The sequence below is a fragment of the Bosea vestrisii genome (assembly GCF_030144325.1).
Taxonomy (GTDB): domain Bacteria; phylum Pseudomonadota; class Alphaproteobacteria; order Rhizobiales; family Beijerinckiaceae; genus Allobosea; species Allobosea vestrisii_A.
Window position 1 is genome coordinate 128,829 of sequence record NZ_CP126307.1, and the last position, 17,864, is coordinate 146,692.

Here is a 17,864-nt window from a genome sequence, read left to right on the forward strand (position 1 = left end):
CTCGTTCCCCTGGTCTATTTTCTACTTCAGCAGGTCGCGCGCGATCACCACCTTCTGCACCTCGCTGGCGCCCTCGTAGATCCTGAGCGCCCTGATCTCTCGGTAGAGTTCCTCGACCTTGACCCCGCGGGTGACGCCGAGGCCGCCATGGATTTGCACGGCGCGGTCGATCACCTTCTGGGCGTTCTCGGTCGCGACCAGTTTGGCGAGCGCCGCCTCGCGGGTGACACGGGGCGCTCCCTGATCCTTGGTCCAGGCAGCGCGGTAGACGAGGAGGGCGGCGGCATCGACCTCGGCCGCGCTGTCGGCGATCGCCGCCTGCGAGAGCTGGAGGTCGCCGAGCGTGCCGCCGAAGAGCTTGCGGTTCCTCGCATGCGACACAGTCTCGTGCAGGGCGCGGCGGGCGAAGCCGAGTGCGGCGGCGCCGACCGTCGAGCGGAAGATGTCGAGCGTTGACATCGCCACCTTGAAGCCGTCACCGGGACCGCCGATGCGGTTGGTGACGGGAATACGGCAGCCATCGAAGCGCAGGGTCGCGAGTGGATGCGGCGCGATCACGTCGATGCGCTCGGTGATGGAGAGGCCGGGCGTATCGGCCTCGACCAGATAGGCAGAAAGGCCACGCGCGCCCGGCGCCTCGCCGGAACGGGCGAAGACGACGTAATGGTCCGCGATGCCGCCATTCGAGATCCAGCTCTTCTCGCCGTCGATCCGGACATGGGCATTGCCGTCCGGCGTCGCCGAGGTCGCCAGTGCCGCGACGTCTGAGCCCGCCTCCTTCTCGGAGAGGGCGAAGGCAGCGATCTTTTCGCCGCGCGCCACCGCCGGCAGGATGCGCGCCTTCATCTCGGGCGAGCCGGCGACGGTGATCGCGCCGGTCCCCAGCCCCTGCATGGCGAAGGCGAAATCGGCGAGCCCGTCACGGGCGGCCAGTATTTCACGGGCGAGGCAGAGCGTGCGCACGTCGAGCGCGGCATGCAAACCGCCGTATTCGGACGGCACGGCGGCCCTGAGGAAGCCGGCTTCGCCCAGCGCTTTCACCCGGGCCCGGCAGGCCTCGTCGACATCGTCATGCGGCAGGCCGGGCAGGGTGGCGTCTGCCCAGGCAGAGAGCTTTTGCGCGAAGTCACGGTGATGCGCCTCAAAGAAGGGCCAGTCGAGCGTGTCGCCAAGAATGCCTGTGCCGAGCGAAACCATCTCAGTTGCCCTCGAACACCGGTTTCCGTTTCTCGGCGAAGGCGTGATAGGCGCGGGAAAAGTCCTCGGTCTGCATGCACAGCGCCTGCGCCACCGCTTCCGCCTCGATCGCGGACTCGACCGACATCGCCCATTCCATTTCGAGCATGCGCTTGGTCATGGCGTTGGCGAAGGTCGGACCGTCGGCGAGTTCGGTGGCGAGCGCCTGCGCCTCGGCGAGCACGCTCTCGCGGGCGATCAGCCGGTTGAGGAAGCCCCAGCGCTCGGCTTCCTCGCCCTTGAGCACCCGGCCGGTATAGAGCAGCTCGGCGGCGCGCCCCTGGCCGATGATGCGCGGCAGCATCGCGCAGGCGCCCATGTCGCAACCGGCGAGGCCGACGCGGTTGAACAGGAACGCAATCTTCGTCTCGGCCGTGCCGAAGCGCAGATCCGAGGCCATGGCGACGATCGCGCCGGCGCCGGCGCAGATGCCGTCGATCGCGGCGATGACCGGCTGCGGGCAAGCGCGCATGGTCTTGACCAGCTCGCCGGTCATTCGGGTGAACTTGAGCAGGTCCTTGGTGTCCATCGCCACCAGCGGCCCGATGATCTCGAAGACGTCGCCGCCCGAGGAGAAATTGCCGCCGGCGCCGGTGACCACGATCGCCTTGACCTTTTCGTCCTTCTGCGCGGCGAGGAAGAAGTCGGTCAGCTCGCGATAGCTCTCAAAGGTCAGTGGGTTCTTCTTCTCCGGCCGATTCAGCGTCACCGTCGCGACCTTGCCGACGACCGAGAGCTGGAAATGCTGTGGCTTGAAGCCGGAAAGCGGCAGGGTGACCGGGTTGGCGCTCGTCATTGGTTGTCTCCCGCCGGGGTCGGCGTGCCGCTCTGGCGCTTGCTGATGGCCTGGTGCAGCGAGGCCTTAGCCCCGCCGAGCAGCCGGAAGAGCTGGCCGATCTCGGGCGATCCGAGCCCGGCAAAGAGCTCGGCGATCCAGTCCTCATGGCGCTCGGCCATCGCCTTGAAGGCGCGACGCCCCTGGGCGGTCAGCGTCAGCACCTGGACGCGCCGGTCCTGCGCCGCCGGGCGCTTGTCGACCAGCCCATCGGCGAGCAGGCCCGCGACCACCGCCGTGACGTTGCCATTCGAGACCATCAATCGCTGCGAGACCTCGCCGACTGTCATGCCGGTCGTCGACTTTTCAAGCTGCGCCATCAGGTCGAAGCGCGGCAGCGTCGTCTTGAACTCCTCGCGCAGGCGCGTGCGAATCTCGCTCTCGATCAGGGTCGAGCAGGTCAGCATTCGCAGCCAGAGCCGAAGTTCGTCCTTGTGATCGCCGGGGCGCTCGCTCGCCTTGGTCTCGCGGTCGAGCAGGGGCGCGCTGGAGGGGATTTCCATGGTCAGAACTCCCCGCCATTGATCAGGATGGACTGGCCGGTGATGCCGCGGCTGTGAGGGCTGCACAGATTGAGGACGGCGGCCGCAACCTCCTCCGGCGTGATCAGCCGGTGCTGCGGATTGTCCTTGGTCAACTCCGTCAGCGCCTCTTCGCGGCTCTTGCCGGTCTTGGCCGCTATCGTGGTCAGGCTGCCGGCGACCATGTCGGTATCGGTGTAGCCCGGGCAGACCGCGTTGACGGTGACGCCGCTGCGCGCCGTCTCCAGCGCCAGCGAGCGGACGAGGCCGACCACGGCATGCTTGGCGGCAACATAGGCCGAGACGTAAGCATAGCCGCGGTGCCCGGCAGTCGAAGCAATCGCGACCAGCCGGCCCGAGCCGCGCTGGGTCATGCCGGGCAAAGCGGGCCGGAAGCAGTTCACCGTGCCGATCAGGTTGATATCGACCATGCGCCGGAACAGCTCGGCATCGCTGCGCTGGAAGCTCGCGCTCTCGGCGGCACCGGCATTGGCGACGACGATGTCGAAAGCTTGGCCCGCCGCGAGCCCTGCCATCGCTTCGCTCACGGCGCTCTCATTGGTCACGTCTACGGAATGGGCGGCGTCGGCCGCGCCGTCGAGCACAGCCTGTTGCAGGATGTCGCCATTGCGGCCGATGATCGAGACGCGGGCGCCGGCCTGGCGGAGGGCAAAGGCAATGGCGCGGCCGATGCCACGTCCGCCGCCGCTCACCAGGGCATGCTGTCCCGCCAGAGCCGATGCCATGCCGTTCACTCCCTCTTGAAGGTCAATATATTTTAGGTCTGAAACATTTTGCAAGAGGCACGGTGAACAGCGATGGGTGAATATCGAAACAAACATATATGACAGTGCATTATACGGGATTTTTATCGAGGTGACCCGCATTTTTCGGGGCGGGATGGGTAGTCGATCCGTCAGGGCTTGAGCCAAAATTATTTTAGGTTTAAAATGATTTCGCGAGCCAGGGAGAGCGTGATGCGCATTGCAGTCGTGGGCGGCGGGCCGGCGGGGCTCTATTACGCGCTGTTGATGAAGCGCGACTGGCCGGCGCTCGACGTCACCGTGTTCGAGCGCAATCGCGATGACGACACCTTCGGCTTCGGCGTCGTCTTCTCCGACCAGACGCTCGACCTGTTCAAGGCCGCCGACCAGCCGAGCTATGAGGCGATCGTCAAAAGCTTCGCCTACTGGGACGATATCGAGATCCATTTCAAAGGCACGGTGCAGCGCGTCTCCGGCAACGGCTTCTGCGGCTGCTCGCGCCGTACACTGCTGATGCTCTTGCAGGAGCGAGCGCGCCAGGTCGGCGTCAGGCTCGTCTTCTCGCAGGAGATCGAGGACGTCGCGGCGCTGAAGCGCGATTATGATCTCGTCGTCGCCGCCGACGGCATCAATAGCCGCATCCGAGAGGGCGATCGCGAGCGCTTCGCACCTGAGGTCGATCTCAGACCCAACCGTTTCGTCTGGATGGGCTCGACCCGGCCCTTCGACGCCTTCACCTTCTTTTTCAAGCAGACCGAGCACGGCGTCTTCATCGCCCATTGCTACCAGTATGAGGTCGGGCAATCGACCTGGGTGCTGGAGACCGATCCGGAGACCTTTGCCCGCGCCGGGCTGGAAGGCATGGACGAGGCCGGCACGGCCGCCTTCCTCGAACAGGTCTTTGCCGAGGAACTGCAGGGCCACAAGCTGATCACCAATCGCTCGCTCTGGCGCCAGTTCCCGATGATCCGCTGCGCCAACTGGGTGGCCGACAATGTCGTGCTGATCGGTGACGCCAAGGCGACCGCGCATTTCTCGATCGGTTCGGGTACCAAGCTCGCCATGGAGGATGCGATCGCGCTGCATGGTGCCTTCCGGCGCGCCGGGCTCGACGTGACGGCAGCGCTCTCGACCTTCGAGACCGGACGGCGCGAGGAGGTCGAGAAGACCCAGCATGCCGCCGACGTCTCGCTGGTCTGGTTCGAGCAGCTCAAGCGCTTCTGGGATTTCGAGCCCCTGCGCTTCGCCTTCGGCCTGATGACCCGGTCCAAGGCGATCACCTACGACAATCTCGCTCTGCGCGCGCCCGAGTTCGTTGCGGCGATCGATCGGGTGGTCGCCGACGATCTCGGCGCCGACCAGGCGACGCGCCGTGACGGCACGCCATTGCCGCCGGCCTTCCAGCCCTTCGCCTTGCGTGAGATGAGGGTCGCGAACCGCTTCGTCGTCTCGCCCATGTGCCAGTACTCGGCACAAGAGGGGCTGCCGGGCGACTGGCACCTGATGCATTACGGCGCCCGCGCCATCGGTGGGGCAGGGCTCGTCTTCACCGAGATGACCTGCGTCTCGGCCGATGCCCGCATCACGCCCGGCTGCACCGGCCTCTATAGCGACGCGCAGGAAGCGGCCTGGAGGCGCATCGTCGACTTCGTCCACGGCAACTCGGCGGCGAAGATCTGCCTGCAGCTCGGCCATGCCGGCCGCAAAGGCGCGAGCAAGCTGATGTGGGATGGGATGGACCGCCCGCTCGACGTGGGCGCTTGGCCGATCGTCTCGGCCTCGCCCTTGCCATACTATCCCGAGAGCCAGGTCCCGCGCGAGCTGGCGCGGACCGACATGGACCGGATCAAGGCCGATTTCGTCGCGGCGGCCGAGCGCGGCCTGCGTGCCGGCTTCGACATGCTCGAACTGCACTGCGCCCATGGCTATCTGCTCGCGAGCTTCCTCTCGCCGCTGACCAACCGGCGGAGCGACGAGTATGGCGGCTCGATCGCGAACCGCCTGCGTTATCCGCTGGAAGTCTTTGCCGCGCTTCGCCAGATCTGGCCGGCCGACAAACCTATGTCGGTGCGCATCTCGGCGACGGATTGGCAGGAGGGCGGGATCAGCCCGGACGAGTCGGTCGCGATCTCGGAAGCGTTTGCCGAAGCCGGTTGCGACCTCGTCGACGTCTCGACCGGGCAGACCACGCCGCGGGCCCGGCCGCTCTATGGCCGCATGTTCCAGACCCCGTTCTCCGACCGCATCCGTAACGAGGCCGGCATCGCCACCATGTGCGTCGGCGCCATCACTACGGCCGACCAGGCCAATACTATCGTCGCCGCCGGCCGCGCCGATCTGGTCGCGCTCGGCCGGCCGCATCTGGCCGACCCGTCCTTCGTGCTGCGGGCGGCCGCCTGGTATGGTGCCGATGTCGCCCAGCCGGTGCAGTACCAGCCCGGCAAGGACCAGCTCATGCGCAACACGCCGCGCGAGCGGGAAGAACTGGAGACCCTCAAGCTCAAGGCCAAGCCGAGCCGGCATGGCGGCTTGCCGACTGATGTCGTGACCACTCAGGCTGCGCGGGCGGCAGAATAGCCGGAACTTCATCGCGCGGTGGCGGGTTGATCGAGGAATTCCTCGATCAACCGGAGATCCGCCATGACTGCCAGGACGACGATGCTTGCCCTGCTGACGACGGTCGCGCTGACCACCGCGGCCATGGCGCAGACACCTCAAACCACAAAACAGCCCGACAACTCCGGCGTGGGCCCGACGACAACGCATCCGAGCCAGGTCGACAAGGGCCAGAACATGATCCTGCCTTCGGCCGGACAAGCCGGGCAATCGGCGGCGCCAACCATGGTCTTTGATTGCAAGAACAAGCCGCAGGATTGCACCACGCCGCCATCTCCAGGCGACAAGAGCAGCATGCCCAAGCAATCGGAGCCGCCGGTGACCTCAGCTCCCTCCAAGTGAAGAGAGAGACATTGCAGATTTGCAATTTATGATTGGATGATCGCCGTCTTTATGGCGTCACCGCAACGACTATGTTCTTGGGCAACCGATCCTGCTGCGCCTCGCAATGTGAGGCGTACAACCAAGGGGCCCAAATCATGCAACTCACCGGCATCCACCACGTCACCGCCATCACCGCCCAGGCAGCGCAGAACCGGCGCTTCTACGTCGAGACGCTCGGCCTGCGCCTCGTCAAGAAGACGGTGAACCAGGATGACACCTCCGCCTATCACCTGTTCTATGCTGACGGCGCCGGCTCGCCGGGAACCGACCTGACCTTCTTTGATTGGCCGACTTCTCCTGCTCGGCGCGGCACCAATTCGATCACGCGCACGTCGCTCAGGGTTGCGAGCGAGGCTTCGCTCGACTTCTGGCGCGAGCGTCTGACCGCAGCAGGCGTTGCAGTCTCCGATACGCGCTTGCTCAATGGTCGCGCCGCGTTCGATTTCGAGGATCCGGAGGGCCAGCGGCTGACGCTCGTCGTCGATGGCGGCACGATTCCCTTCGTCGCCTGGGAGAAGAGCCCGGTTCCGGCCGAGCATCAGATTCGCGGCCTCGGCCCGGTGACGATCTCGGTGCCGCAGATCGAGCGGACCGAGCTCGTCCTGACTAAGCTGCTCGGGTTGGAGCGGATCGCGGATTATCGCGACGCGAACCATGCCACTGGCGACATCCATGTCTTCCGGATCGGCGAGGGCGGCTCGGCGGCGGAGCTCAACGTTGCAGTCGAGCCCGGTCTCTCTCCAGCGCGTGAGGGCGCTGGCGGTGTCCACCATCTCGCCCTCAGGACACCAAGCTTCGGCGAATACGATGCCTGGGCCGAGCGGCTGCGCGCCTCGGGCTATCCGAATAGCGGCCCAGTCGACCGCTTCTACTTCCGCTCGCTCTATCTGCGCGAGCCGAACGGGGTGCTGATCGAGATCGCCAGCGACGGACCAGGTTTCGCCGCCGACGAGCCCTTCGAGACGATGGGCGAGGGGCTCGCGCTGCCGCCCTTCCTCGAGCCGAAGCGGGCGGCGATCGAGGCCAGGCTGAAGCCCCTGGCTTGAGCCTTTCAGGAGCTATCAAGGCGCGCTGCGGCAATCCTTGCCGCCGCACGCCAGCTTTCGTAAAACTGTTTCGATTCATCGGGAATTAACCAGCTTCGCGCTCAATGCGAGGACGAGGTTGGGGCTTCCCGAGACTGACGAACAGGCCGAAACGGTCTGCCCAGCGCGATAGAGCGTGTCGGCGAGACGAGTGCGGCGCTGCGCCAGAGCGGGATGCCTTGCAAGGTGTCCCGAGGCGTTGCGTATGCGTAGCTCGAACAAATTCGCCGGCTATTCCTATAGCCTGAAGCGCCGGCGCCGCAGCCCCTTCATTCGCCTTGGCGTGCTCGTTGCCGTCGCCGGTGGTGCGATGGCGGGCTTCTCTGCCTGGTCGGGCAGGCAGGCTGAGCCCGCAGTGACAGCGACCTCACCTGTTCAGAAACACACACAGGCCCGCTCGGCGGCACTGGCCCACACCTCGACGCCGCTGCTCCGTCCCGGCTATGTCGTCGGCTACGTCGCGCAGCCGCTCGCCGGCAGCGCGCCCTTGCCCGGCCGCTTCCAGTCGGCAATGGTGGCCCGGCCGGTGGTCGTGGCCGATCCTGAAACGACCGGCTCGATCACCCCGTCCGAGCTCGCCAATCCGAGCCTGGCGACGACCACGGTCACGGTGCAGCCCACTGCCGAGCCGCCGCAGATTGCCCTGATCGCCCCGCGCCCGGTCCCGCGTCCGGCGGATCTGAAATTTCCGAAGCCGCCGGAGCCGAGCGTCGCAACGCGCGCGACGTCGCGCCAGAGCAAGGATGTCGTCGCGAAGGCCGAGCCCACCGACAACCGCTCCTTCTTCGAAAAGCTTTTCGGCGTGAACGCGAATGCGCCGCAGAGCTCCGGCGAGCGTCTCGCCTATGCGGCGCCGCAGGACGACATTACCCAGCGCAGCGGCCGCGGCAGCGGCCTGACCGTCGCTCCGTCGCCATCACCGTTGGCATCGACGCCGGTCGCCAGCGGCAAGACGGCGATCTACGACATCAGCGCCCGCGTGGTTTATCTGCCCAATGGCGAGCGGCTGGAGGCCAATTCCGGCCTCGGCGACAAGATGAACGACCTGCGCTTCGTCCATGTCCGCATGCATGGACCGACGCCGCCGCATGTCTACAATCTGACCGAGCGCGAATCCCTGTTCCATGGCGTTCGCGCGATCCGGATGCATCCGGTCGGCGGCGCCGGCAAGATTTTCGGTCGCGCCGGCCTGCTGGTGCACAACTATCTGCTCGGCCCGCGCGGCGACTCGAATGGCTGCGTCTCGGTCAAGGATTACGAGCGCTTCCTGCAGGCCTTCCTGCGTGGCGAGATCAAGCAGCTCGTGGTGGTCGCCGGTCGGAGCTGAAGCGCGCCGCCAGCCTTGCGCGGACTGCACCAGGCTGGTCTGATCGGCCTATGATAAAGACTGGCCCAGCTGACAACACGCCTGCTTGCGCTCTCAGTGCTCGCGCTTCCGCTCGCGATGAGCGTCCCTGCCGTTGCCGAGGTTCGTTTCGGCAACAATGTCCGCATCGGCGGGCACGATGCCTCGAACCAGCGCTTCGACCGCAGGAACCGCGGCGTCTACCACATCTATGAAGGCAGGCCGCGCAATCCGGGCTGCACCTGGCGGGCGGACGGAAGGGGCGGGCGCGTCAAGATCTGCCATTTGCAGCGCATCAGGCGGCGCTGACAAAGAAAAGGGGGGCTAGCGCGAAGCTCGCCCCCCAGCCGTAGATTGCGCGGTGGAATTACCGAGGCGCTCGGTGCGTCGGCCTTTCTCAGAACTCTTCCCACCCGGCGTCGCCGCCGCGGGCATTGGCGACCTTGCGGGCCGGAGCGGGAACGCGAGCGGGCGCTGCGCGCTCGCGGCGCGGCATGGGCTGCTGCTGAGCAAAGGCGGCTTCCGCCAGCGTACGCAGCCGTTCCGGCTCGGATGCAGCCGGCTGGCGCGAGTGGGCAACAGTGCTCTCGCTGGTCCGGAAGCCGGCGACCAGGGCGTTGAGTTCACTGATCTTGCTCGAAAGCGCACCGGCGGAGGCGGCACTCTGCTCGGCCAGCGCAGCGTTGGCCTGAGTCATCTCGTCCATATGGGCGACGGTCTGGCTCATCTCCTCGATGCCGTTGGCCTGCTCGCTCGACGCGGCCGCGACCTCCGAGACGGTCGCCTGGACGCTTCCCGCCGCTTCGACGATGCGCGTGAGTGCATCGCCGGCCTGGCGCACGAGTTTTACGCCGGCCTCGACCTCGCTGTTGGAGGACGAGATCAGTCCGGAAATGTCCTTGGCCGCCTCACTCGAACGCTGCGCCAGCGTACGAACCTCGCTCGCCACCACCGCGAAGCCCTTGCCGGCATCGCCGGCGCGGGCCGCTTCCACCGCCGCATTCAGCGCCAGCAGGTTGGTCTGGAAGGCAATGTCGTCGATCACCCGGATGATGTCGGAGATTTTCTTCGAGGCCAGCTCAATCCGCGTCATGGCCGAAACTGCGTCGGTGACAATGTTGCCGCCGTCCTGGGCGACCTGCATGGCCTGTCCGGCCTGGCGAACCGCCTGCTGGGCGGCCTGCGCGGCTGCCTTCACCGATGCAGCGAGCTGCTCCGTTGTCGCGGCGCTCTCTTCAAGGGAGGAGGCCTGCTCTTCGGTCCGCTTCGAGAGATCGTCCGCGCCCGTATTGATCTCGCGTGCCGACAATCCGACATCCGCCGACATGGTCTGGATCGTGCTGACCGTCGAGGACAGGCGAGACATCGTCTCGTTGATCGCGTCCTTCAGCTCGGCGAAGCGCCCGCGATAGGCGGTCGGCACCTGGTTGGTCAGGATCACCGGCGGCCAGGGCCTGCAGCACCGCGACGAACTCTGTCGTGGCATTGTCGACCACTGCGTTAATCTCATTGATCCCGGCAACCAACTGCTGCATCTGCTCGTCGCCATGGTCGATCTGCAGGCGCGCCGAGAAATCGCCGGCGGCCGCCGCCGCCACGACCTCGCCGACATCGGACACCACCGAGGCCATCGCATCGGCCGAGCGAATACGCGCCGCGGCGGCCGCACGCTCCTGTTCCTGCAACAGGGCAACCTGCTCGGTGCTCTGGCGCAGCACGGAAACGGCCCGCGCCATCTCGCCGATTTCGTCCCGTCGCTTGGTGTGCGGCACCTCGATCTGGGTGTCGCCCGCGGTCAGGCGGCTCATCATCCCGCCAAGGTCGACCAAGGGGCGAATGATCGAGCGCCGGGAGAAGGCCAGCGCGCCGAAAATGGCGACGCCGAGCACCACGATGAGCGCGACCGGCAGCCAGATCCGAACCTGTTCGAAGAAGGCGCTCGCCTCCGCATCAACTTGGTTGGCATGCGCCTCGTTGAAGCTGCTCAGCGAGGTGAGTTCTTCCTGAAGCGTCGCGCGGTTCTTCTTGCTGGCGTCGCTGTTGCCCCAGGCTTCGGCGGCGCGGGCCGAAATCTCGCGAACCATGCGCGTCGTCTCGAGTCGGATACCGGTGAACTCGGCGATGAGCCCGCTGATCTTCTCCATGCGCTCGCGTTCGCTGGCGGGAACGAGCTTGGCGAGGTCCTTGCGGCGTTCCTCGACCTTAGTCAGGCCGCCCTCGACGGTTGTCGCCGCAATCCCGGCGAAATGCGGGTTGCGGGCAGTGTAGACGAGATAGGAATCAGCCACGACGAGATTGACTGCGGCATTGAGCCGTTCCGCGGCGAGGGCAACATGGTTTTGCTGTGATGAGCGCTCGTTCATCGTGTCGATGCGGGTCATCGCCAGCAATGCGCAACCGAGTGCTACCAAGGCGCCGGCCGCGACGATCGCGATCAGCCCCAGAATCTGGGTCCTGATGGATTTCATGATGTCCCCTCGCAGGCCGCTAGTTCGTTTGCGGCGCTGCAACGTAACGAGAGGGCTTGAATCCGGAGTTAACCGTGATCGGCCTTAGGCCGTTTTTTCAATCGGTTGAAGCGTCATTCCGGACACGCGGCTTTACCCGCGCGGCTCCGGAGTCCATCGACGGGCGCCGGAATTCTATGACGGATTCCAGCGCTCCGCTTCGCTGCGGGCAGAATGACGCCGGCAGGTAGGACGGCAAGTGCTCTAGTCCTTGGCGGTACTCGCCTTCTTGGGCTTGGCGCTCTTCGGCTTCACTTTCGCCTGCGCCTTCTTGGCGGCTGCCGGCTTCTTGGCAGGCGCTTTCGTCTTGGCCTTGGCGCCGCCACCAGCCGCGGCCTTGGCATTGACCAGCTCGATCGCCTGCTCGACGGTGATGCTTTCCTGCGCCATCGTCTTCGGCAGGGTGGCGTAGACCTTGCCCCAGGCGACATAGGGGCCGTATTTGCCGGCCCGGACTTCCATCTTGCCGCCTTGCGGATGCTCGCCGAGCTCGCGTCCCGGTGTCGCTGCGGCATTGCCGAAGCGGCGGCCGCCCGCACCGCTCTCCTTGGCGACGATCAGGTCGATGGCGCGATTGGCGCCGATTTCGAGGATGTCGTCGGCCTTGTCGATATTGGCGTAGGTCTTGCCGTGCTGGACGTAAGGCCCGTAGCGGCCGATGCCGGCGAGGATCGGCTCGCCGCTCGTGGGATGTTTCGCCACCTCGCGCGGAAGCGAGAGCAGGGCGAGTGCCTTCTCCAGCGTCAGCGAACCGACGGTCTCGCCCTTGGGCAGGCTCGAACGCTTCGGCTTCTCGCCCTCGCCGAGCTGGATATAGGGGCCGAAGCGGCCATCGCGAACGCTGACCTCCTGATCCGTCGCCGGGTCCTTGCCGAGGATGCGCACGCCGTTCTGGGTCTGGCCGCCTTCGGCCGAACCATCCCCCTCGGCGGCTGAGGCGCTGAGCGGGCGGGTAAAGCGGCATTCCGGATAGTTCGAGCAGCCGACGAAGGCGCCGAACTTGCCGAGCTTGAGCGAGAGCGTGCCGGTGCCGCAGACTTGGCAGCTGCGCGGGTCGCCGCCATCGGCGCGTGGTGGGAAGACGTGCTCGCCCAGGATGCCATTCAGCGCTTCCAGAACGTCGCCGACGCGCAGTTCCTTGGTCTCGCCGATCGACTTGGTGAACTCGTCCCAGAATTCGCGCAGCAATACCTTCCAGTCGACATCGCCGCTGGAGACCAGATCGAGCTTCTCTTCCAGGCTGGCGGTGAAGTCGAACTCGACATAGCGCTTGAAGAAGCTCTCCAGGAACGCCGTGACCAGCATGCCCTTGTCTTCGGGCACCAACCGCTTCTTCTCGATCCGCACATATTCGCGGTCGCGCAGCGTCGCCAGCGTCGCGGCATAGGTCGAGGGCCGGCCAATGCCGAGCTCTTCCATGCGCTTGACCAGGCTGGCTTCCGAGAAGCGTGGCGGCGGCTCGGTGAAATGCTGGTCGGCGGCGATGCCGCGCTTCTCCAGCGGATCGCCTGCCTTCATCGCAGGCAGCTTCTTGCTGTCCTCGTCCTCTTCGTCGTCGCGGCTCTCCTGATAGAGCGTCAGGAAACCGTCGAAGAGCACGACCTGGCCGGTGGCGCGCAGTTCGAGCGCGCGGGCGCCGACCTGGGCCGCGATATCGACCGTGGTACGCTCGATCGAGGCTGACTCCATCTGGCTGGCGATGGTACGCTTCCAGATCAGCTCGTAGAGCTTCGCCTGCTCCGGCTCGAGATGGCGCACGACCATGGCCGGCAGCCGGCCGAGATCGGTCGGGCGGATGGCCTCGTGGGCCTCCTGCGCGTTCTTGGCCTTGACCGTGTATTTGCGCGGGGCGTCCGGCACGTAGTTGTCGCCGAATTCCTTGCCGATGACCCGCCGCGCCGCCACGATCGCCGAGCCGTCCATGTCGACGCCGTCGGTTCGCATATAGGTGATCAGGCCGACGGTCTCGCCGCCGATATCGACGCCCTCATAGAGCCGCTGCGCCACCTGCATGGTGCGGGCCGGCGCCATGCCGAGCTTGCGCGAGGCCTCCTGCTGCAGGGTCGAGGTCTGGAAGGGCGGCTGGGGGTGGCGCCTGACCGGCTTGGCCTCGACTTCGGCGACCGAGAAGCGCGCAGTCTCCAGCGCGGCCTTGAAAGCCGCGGCCTCATCGCCCGTGCCAATGTCGAGCCGGGTGATCTTCTTGCCGTCGGCGCCGCTGAGGCGCGCGTCGAAGGTCGCGCCGCTGGCGGTCGCGAGCGTCGCGATCAGCGACCAATATTCACGTGCTCGGAAGGCCTCGATCTCGCGCTCACGGTCGCTGACCAGCCTGAGCGCAACCGATTGCACGCGCCCGGCCGAGCGCGCGCCCGGCAATTTGCGCCAGAGCACCGGGGAGAGCGTGAAGCCGACGAGATAATCGAGGGCACGGCGGGCGAGGTAAGCGTCGACCAACGCCTGGTCGATCGGGCGCGGATTGGCCAGAGCCTTCTGTACCGCGTCCTTGGTGACCGCGTTGAAGGTGACGCGTTCGACAGGAATGCCTTTGAGCACGCGCTTCTGGTTCAGTGCCTCGAGCACATGCCAGGAGATCGCCTCGCCCTCGCGATCCGGGTCGGTTGCGAGGATGACTTTCTCGGCGTTCTTGGCTGCCCGCGCGATCTCGGCGACCTGCTTGGCGCCGCGCCCCTCGGTTTCCCAGAGCATGGCGAAGTCGTTCTCGGGATCGACCGAGCCGTCCTTGGCCGGCAGATCGCGGATATGCCCGAACGAGGCGATGACCTCGTAATCGGATCCGAGATACTTATTGATCGTCTTGGCCTTGGCCGGCGACTCGACGATGAGGAGCTTCATGACGCTTTCGATCTCATAGGCAAGTGGCGGGGCGGCACGAAAGCCGGAGCCGATCAGGTCGATTTCCTGATCGGTGAATCCGTCTCTCACTTTCAGAAGAGACCGTTTGACCGATCAGCCTGCCGGGCAGGCGATCGGAACGGGCTCTAGCGTGCCAACCTCGCCGAACTTGGCGCGGGGCGCGTTGATAGCGGTTCGGGATTGCGCGCGAAAGTGGTTCACGCGGCCAGTCCTGTCAAACCCGATTCTACTTTTCGGCGAAGGGCGGTCAGGCTACGTCACCAGCCGTTGCCATTTTGGCGCTAAACGGCGGGAGAACTGAGCATGTCGTCACAGAACCGGACAACCCGGCTGACCTCGCTCGATATTCGCGGGCGCAAGGGCGGCGCGCCGCTCGTCGCCTTGACCGCCTATACTGCACCGATGGCGAGGATCGTCGATGAGGTCGCCGACGTCACGCTGGTCGGCGACTCGCTCGGCATGGTCGTCTACGGCCTCGACAGCACTGTCCCGGTGACGCTGGAGATGATGAGCCTGCATGGCCAGGCCGTGACGCGGGCCACGATGCGCTCGCTCGTCGTGATCGACATGCCCTTCGGCAGCTATGAGGAAGGCCGGGAGCAGGCCTTCCGCAACGCCGCCAGGCTGCTGAAAGAGACCGGTGCGGGAGCTGTGAAGCTCGAGGGCGGCGCCAGAATGGCTGAGACTGTACGCTTCCTGGTCGAGCGCGGCGTGCCGGTGATGGGCCATGTCGGCCTGACGCCGCAGGCGGTCAACACGCTCGGCGGCTGCAAGGCGCAAGGGCGCAGCAGGGCTGAATGGCCGGCGTTCATCGCTGATGCAACGGCGATTGCCGATGCCGGCGCCTTCTCTCTGGTGGTCGAAGCTGTCGCCGAGCCGCTGGCGACGGAAATCACCAGCCGGATCGCGATCCCGACGATCGGCATCGGCGCCTCAGCGGCCTGTGACGGCCAGGTTCTTGTCCTCGACGACATGCTCGGCCTCACCGGCCGCGTGCCGAAATTCGTTAAGGCCTATGGCGATCTAGCCGGGCAGGCGCGCGAGGCGGTGCGGGTCTATGCCGCCGAGGTGCGCAGCCGCCAGTTCCCAGGCGAGCAGCATGTCTATGCCTTGAAGGCGGAGTGACCCACAAGGAAAGCGCGCGCTGCCTTGCGCTGGCCACGACTCGCCCCTAAACAGCGGTCTTCAAATGACAGCGACCGCACCGCTCTATCCGCACCGGCACCTCCTCGGGATCGAGGGGCTGTCTCATTTGGATATCGAGGCTCTGCTTGAGCGCGCCGAGACCTATGTCGCGCTCTCGCGCCAGATCGAGAAGAAGACCGCGACCTTGCGCGGCCGTACCCAGATCAACCTGTTCTTCGAGCCCTCGACGCGGACGCAGGCCTCATTCGAGCTTGCCGGAAAGCGCCTCGGCGCCGACGTGATGAACATGTCGGTCAGCTCCTCCTCGGTGAAGAAGGGCGAGACGCTGATCGACACAGCCGCGACGCTGAACGCGATGCGGCCCGACATCCTCGTCGTCCGTCACCATGCGGCCGGCGCGGTCAACCTGCTCGCCCGCAAGGTTGACTGCTCGGTGGTCAATGCCGGCGACGGCGCGCATGAGCATCCGACCCAGGCGCTGCTCGACGCGCTGACCATCCGCCGGAACAAGGGCCGCATCGCCGGGCTGACCGTCGCGATCTGCGGCGACATCGTGCATTCGCGCGTCGCTCGTTCCAACATCATCCTGCTCAATGCACTCGGCGCCAAGGTGCGCCTGATCGCGCCTTCGACCCTGCTTCCGACCGGTGTCGAGCGCATGGGCGTCGAGGTCTTCCGCGATATGAAGAAGGGGCTCGAGGGCGTCGACATCGTCATGATGCTGCGCCTGCAGCTCGAGCGCATGAACGGCGCCTTCGTTCCGTCCTCGAAAGAATACTTCCGCTATTTCGGCCTCGATCGCGACAAGCTCTCGCTGGCGGCGCCGGATGCGCTCGTCATGCATCCCGGCCCGATGAATCGCGGCGTCGAAATCTCCTCGGAGGTGGCCGACGGCGCGCAGTCGCTGATCCGCGAGCAGGTCGAGATGGGCGTCGCCGTTCGCATGGCGGTGCTCGATGCGCTCGCGCAGCACTTGCCCAATGGCTGAGCCGGATGGAGCTCTTCCTCGCCTGGCTGCTGCGACAGATGCGCCGGGCTCGGATCGTCTTCGTTGGCCTCTATCTCGTCGTCGTGGCCGGCTTCGCGTACGCCGAGCCGCGCTCCGCCTGGACCTGGTTGATCGCGCTTCTCGGCGGGCTCCTGTGCGTCGGCATCTGGGGGCTGGTCGGGTTCTGGAGTTACGTTTTCACGCAGCGCCGCGAGCGCAAGAACGGGGTCGAGCGTAGCGATGGCTGAAAGCAGCGGGCTTGCGATCGTCGACGCACGGCTGGTCGATCCGGCCTCCGGTCGTGAGGGCCCGGGCAGCATCCTGATCCGCGATGGTCTGATCACTGATATCCACTGGGGCCGCGATCGCCCGGAGCTGCCAGCGGGCATCGAGGTGGAGGAGGCCGGGGGCCTCGTGCTCGCGCCGGGCCTCGTCGATCTGCGCGCCTTCCTCGGCGAGCCAGGCGCCGAGTTTCGCGAGACGCTCGGGACTGGGTCGCAAGCGGCTGCGGCCGGCGGGGTCACCACGGTGATCTGCCGCCCCGACACCGATCCGCCGATCGACGATCCCTCCGTGATCGATTTCATCAAGCGCCGCGCCCGCGACAAGGCGATCGTCAACGTCCTGCCGGCGGCGGCGCTGACAAAACGGTTGGCCGGGAAGGAAATCACCGAGTTCGGCCTGCTGCTCGAAGCCGGCGCAGTCGCCTTCAGCGACGGCGCCAACGGTGTGCGCAACCCGCAAGTCATGCGTCGCGCCATGATCTATGCCCGCGACTTCGACGCTCTGCTGATCAACCATGTCGAGGATCCCGACCTGCGCGGCGATGGCGTGATGAACGAGGGCGAGTTCGCCAGCCGCAAGGGCCTGCCGGGCATCCCGCACGAGGCAGAGACGGTGATGCTGGAGCGCGACCTGCGTCTCGCTCGCGCCAGCGGCGCCCGCTACCACGCCGCCATGATCTCGTGTTCGGATTCGCTCGAACTGATCCGCCGGGCCAAGGAAAGCGGGCTTTCCGTCACCTGCGGCGTCTCGATCAACAATCTCTGTTTGAACGAGAACGACGTCGGCGAGTACCGCACCTTCTGCAAGGTCTCGCCGCCGCTGCGGCACGAGGGCGAGCGGCTCGCCATGATCGAGGCGGTGGCCGAGGGGCTGATCGACGTGATCGTCTCCGACCACGATCCGCAGGATGTCGAGACCAAGCGTCAGCCCTTTGCCGAGGCCGCCAACGGCGCGCTCGGCATTGAGACGCTGCTGTCGGCGGCGCTGCGCCTTTATCACAACGAGCAGATCGGCCTGCCGGCACTGTTCGCCGCTTTATCGAGCCGGCCGGCCGATTTGCTCGGGCTCGGCTGCGGCCGGCTGATGCCAGGCGCACCGGCCGACCTCGCGCTGATCGATATCGACGCGCCCTTCGTCGTCGACAAGCGCAAGCTCAAATCGCGCGCCAAGAACTCGCCCTTCGACGAGGCAAGGCTGCAGGGGCTGGTGCAGGCGACTTGGGTCGGTGGCCGGGTGGTGTATCGCGGCGAAGCTGCGTAAGCTCGCAGCAGGACGGGC

The 17,864-nt window shown here is 66.2% G+C and carries 16 protein-coding genes; 9 read left to right on the top strand and 7 right to left on the bottom strand.

What is annotated here, in order from left to right:
* Positions 1–21 precede the first annotated feature (21 nt).
* The 4 genes from QO058_RS00610 to QO058_RS00625 are packed head-to-tail and all read right to left on the bottom strand — an operon-like array spanning position 22 to position 3,338.
* On the bottom strand, positions 22–1,197 hold the full coding sequence (locus QO058_RS00610) for an acyl-CoA dehydrogenase family protein (RefSeq protein ID WP_284169832.1): 1,176 nt from the start codon (positions 1,195–1,197) through the stop codon (positions 22–24).
* Between the two features lies 1 nt (position 1,198).
* Positions 1,199–2,032, bottom strand: a complete 834-nt coding sequence (locus QO058_RS00615; protein ID WP_284169833.1) for an enoyl-CoA hydratase family protein — start codon at positions 2,030–2,032, stop codon at positions 1,199–1,201.
* Complete coding sequence (locus QO058_RS00620; RefSeq protein ID WP_284169834.1) at positions 2,029–2,574, bottom strand: MarR family winged helix-turn-helix transcriptional regulator; 546 nt, start codon at positions 2,572–2,574, stop codon at positions 2,029–2,031. The genes QO058_RS00615 and QO058_RS00620 overlap by 4 nt, the downstream gene beginning before the upstream one ends.
* Positions 2,575–2,576: 2 nt before the next feature.
* Positions 2,577–3,338: an SDR family NAD(P)-dependent oxidoreductase gene (locus QO058_RS00625; protein ID WP_284169835.1), complete on the bottom strand. Its 762-nt coding sequence runs from the start codon at positions 3,336–3,338 to the stop codon at positions 2,577–2,579.
* Between the two features lie 231 nt (positions 3,339–3,569).
* On the opposite strand from QO058_RS00625, the gene QO058_RS00630 reads away from it, so the two are divergent.
* From QO058_RS00630 to QO058_RS00650, 5 genes are all read left to right on the top strand, one after another.
* Positions 3,570–5,933 (top strand): bifunctional salicylyl-CoA 5-hydroxylase/oxidoreductase, encoded by a 2,364-nt coding sequence (locus tag QO058_RS00630; RefSeq protein WP_284169836.1) that lies wholly within the window; start codon positions 3,570–3,572, stop codon positions 5,931–5,933.
* 81 nt (positions 5,934–6,014) lie between these two features.
* Entirely contained in the window at positions 6,015–6,314 is a 300-nt protein-coding gene (locus QO058_RS00635) for a hypothetical protein (RefSeq protein ID WP_284169837.1), read from the top strand.
* Between the two features lie 137 nt (positions 6,315–6,451).
* Positions 6,452–7,402, top strand: coding sequence for a ring-cleaving dioxygenase (locus QO058_RS00640; protein WP_284169838.1), 951 nt, complete (start codon positions 6,452–6,454; stop codon positions 7,400–7,402).
* A gap of 244 nt (positions 7,403–7,646) precedes the next feature.
* Positions 7,647–8,768 carry a tlde1 domain-containing protein gene (locus QO058_RS00645; RefSeq protein ID WP_284169839.1) on the top strand — a complete coding sequence of 374 codons (1,122 nt, stop codon included), beginning with the start codon at positions 7,647–7,649 and terminating at the stop codon, positions 8,766–8,768.
* A gap of 96 nt (positions 8,769–8,864) precedes the next feature.
* Positions 8,865–9,095, top strand: a complete 231-nt coding sequence (locus tag QO058_RS00650) for a hypothetical protein (protein WP_284169840.1) — start codon at positions 8,865–8,867, stop codon at positions 9,093–9,095.
* A gap of 88 nt (positions 9,096–9,183) precedes the next feature.
* Here the strand turns inward: QO058_RS00650 and QO058_RS00655 are convergent, their stop codons facing one another.
* From QO058_RS00655 to topA, 3 genes are all read right to left on the bottom strand, one after another.
* Positions 9,184–10,113 (bottom strand): methyl-accepting chemotaxis protein, encoded by a 930-nt coding sequence (locus tag QO058_RS00655; RefSeq protein WP_284169841.1) that lies wholly within the window; start codon positions 10,111–10,113, stop codon positions 9,184–9,186.
* The gene (locus tag QO058_RS00660; protein ID WP_284169842.1) at positions 10,022–11,254 is read right to left on the bottom strand and encodes a HAMP domain-containing protein; all 1,233 of its coding nucleotides are present in this window, start codon (positions 11,252–11,254) and stop codon (positions 10,022–10,024) included. Before QO058_RS00660 ends, QO058_RS00655 begins: the two co-directional genes overlap by 92 nt.
* Before the next feature lie 243 nt (positions 11,255–11,497).
* Positions 11,498–14,146, bottom strand: a complete 2,649-nt coding sequence (gene topA / locus QO058_RS00665) for a type I DNA topoisomerase (RefSeq protein WP_284169843.1) — start codon at positions 14,144–14,146, stop codon at positions 11,498–11,500.
* Between the two features lie 324 nt (positions 14,147–14,470).
* Between topA and panB the strand changes: the two genes are divergently transcribed.
* From panB to pyrC, 4 genes are all read left to right on the top strand, one after another.
* On the top strand, positions 14,471–15,292 hold the full coding sequence (gene panB, locus QO058_RS00670; protein WP_284169844.1) for a 3-methyl-2-oxobutanoate hydroxymethyltransferase: 822 nt from the start codon (positions 14,471–14,473) through the stop codon (positions 15,290–15,292).
* Between the two features lie 64 nt (positions 15,293–15,356).
* Positions 15,357–16,301, top strand: a complete 945-nt coding sequence (locus QO058_RS00675) for an aspartate carbamoyltransferase catalytic subunit (RefSeq protein WP_284169845.1) — start codon at positions 15,357–15,359, stop codon at positions 16,299–16,301.
* A gap of 5 nt (positions 16,302–16,306) precedes the next feature.
* Positions 16,307–16,549 carry a hypothetical protein gene (locus QO058_RS00680; RefSeq protein WP_284169846.1) on the top strand — a complete coding sequence of 81 codons (243 nt, stop codon included), beginning with the start codon at positions 16,307–16,309 and terminating at the stop codon, positions 16,547–16,549.
* The gene (gene pyrC, locus QO058_RS00685; RefSeq protein WP_284169847.1) at positions 16,542–17,846 is read left to right on the top strand and encodes a dihydroorotase; all 1,305 of its coding nucleotides are present in this window, start codon (positions 16,542–16,544) and stop codon (positions 17,844–17,846) included. Before QO058_RS00680 ends, pyrC begins: the two co-directional genes overlap by 8 nt.
* Positions 17,847–17,864 lie beyond the last annotated feature (18 nt).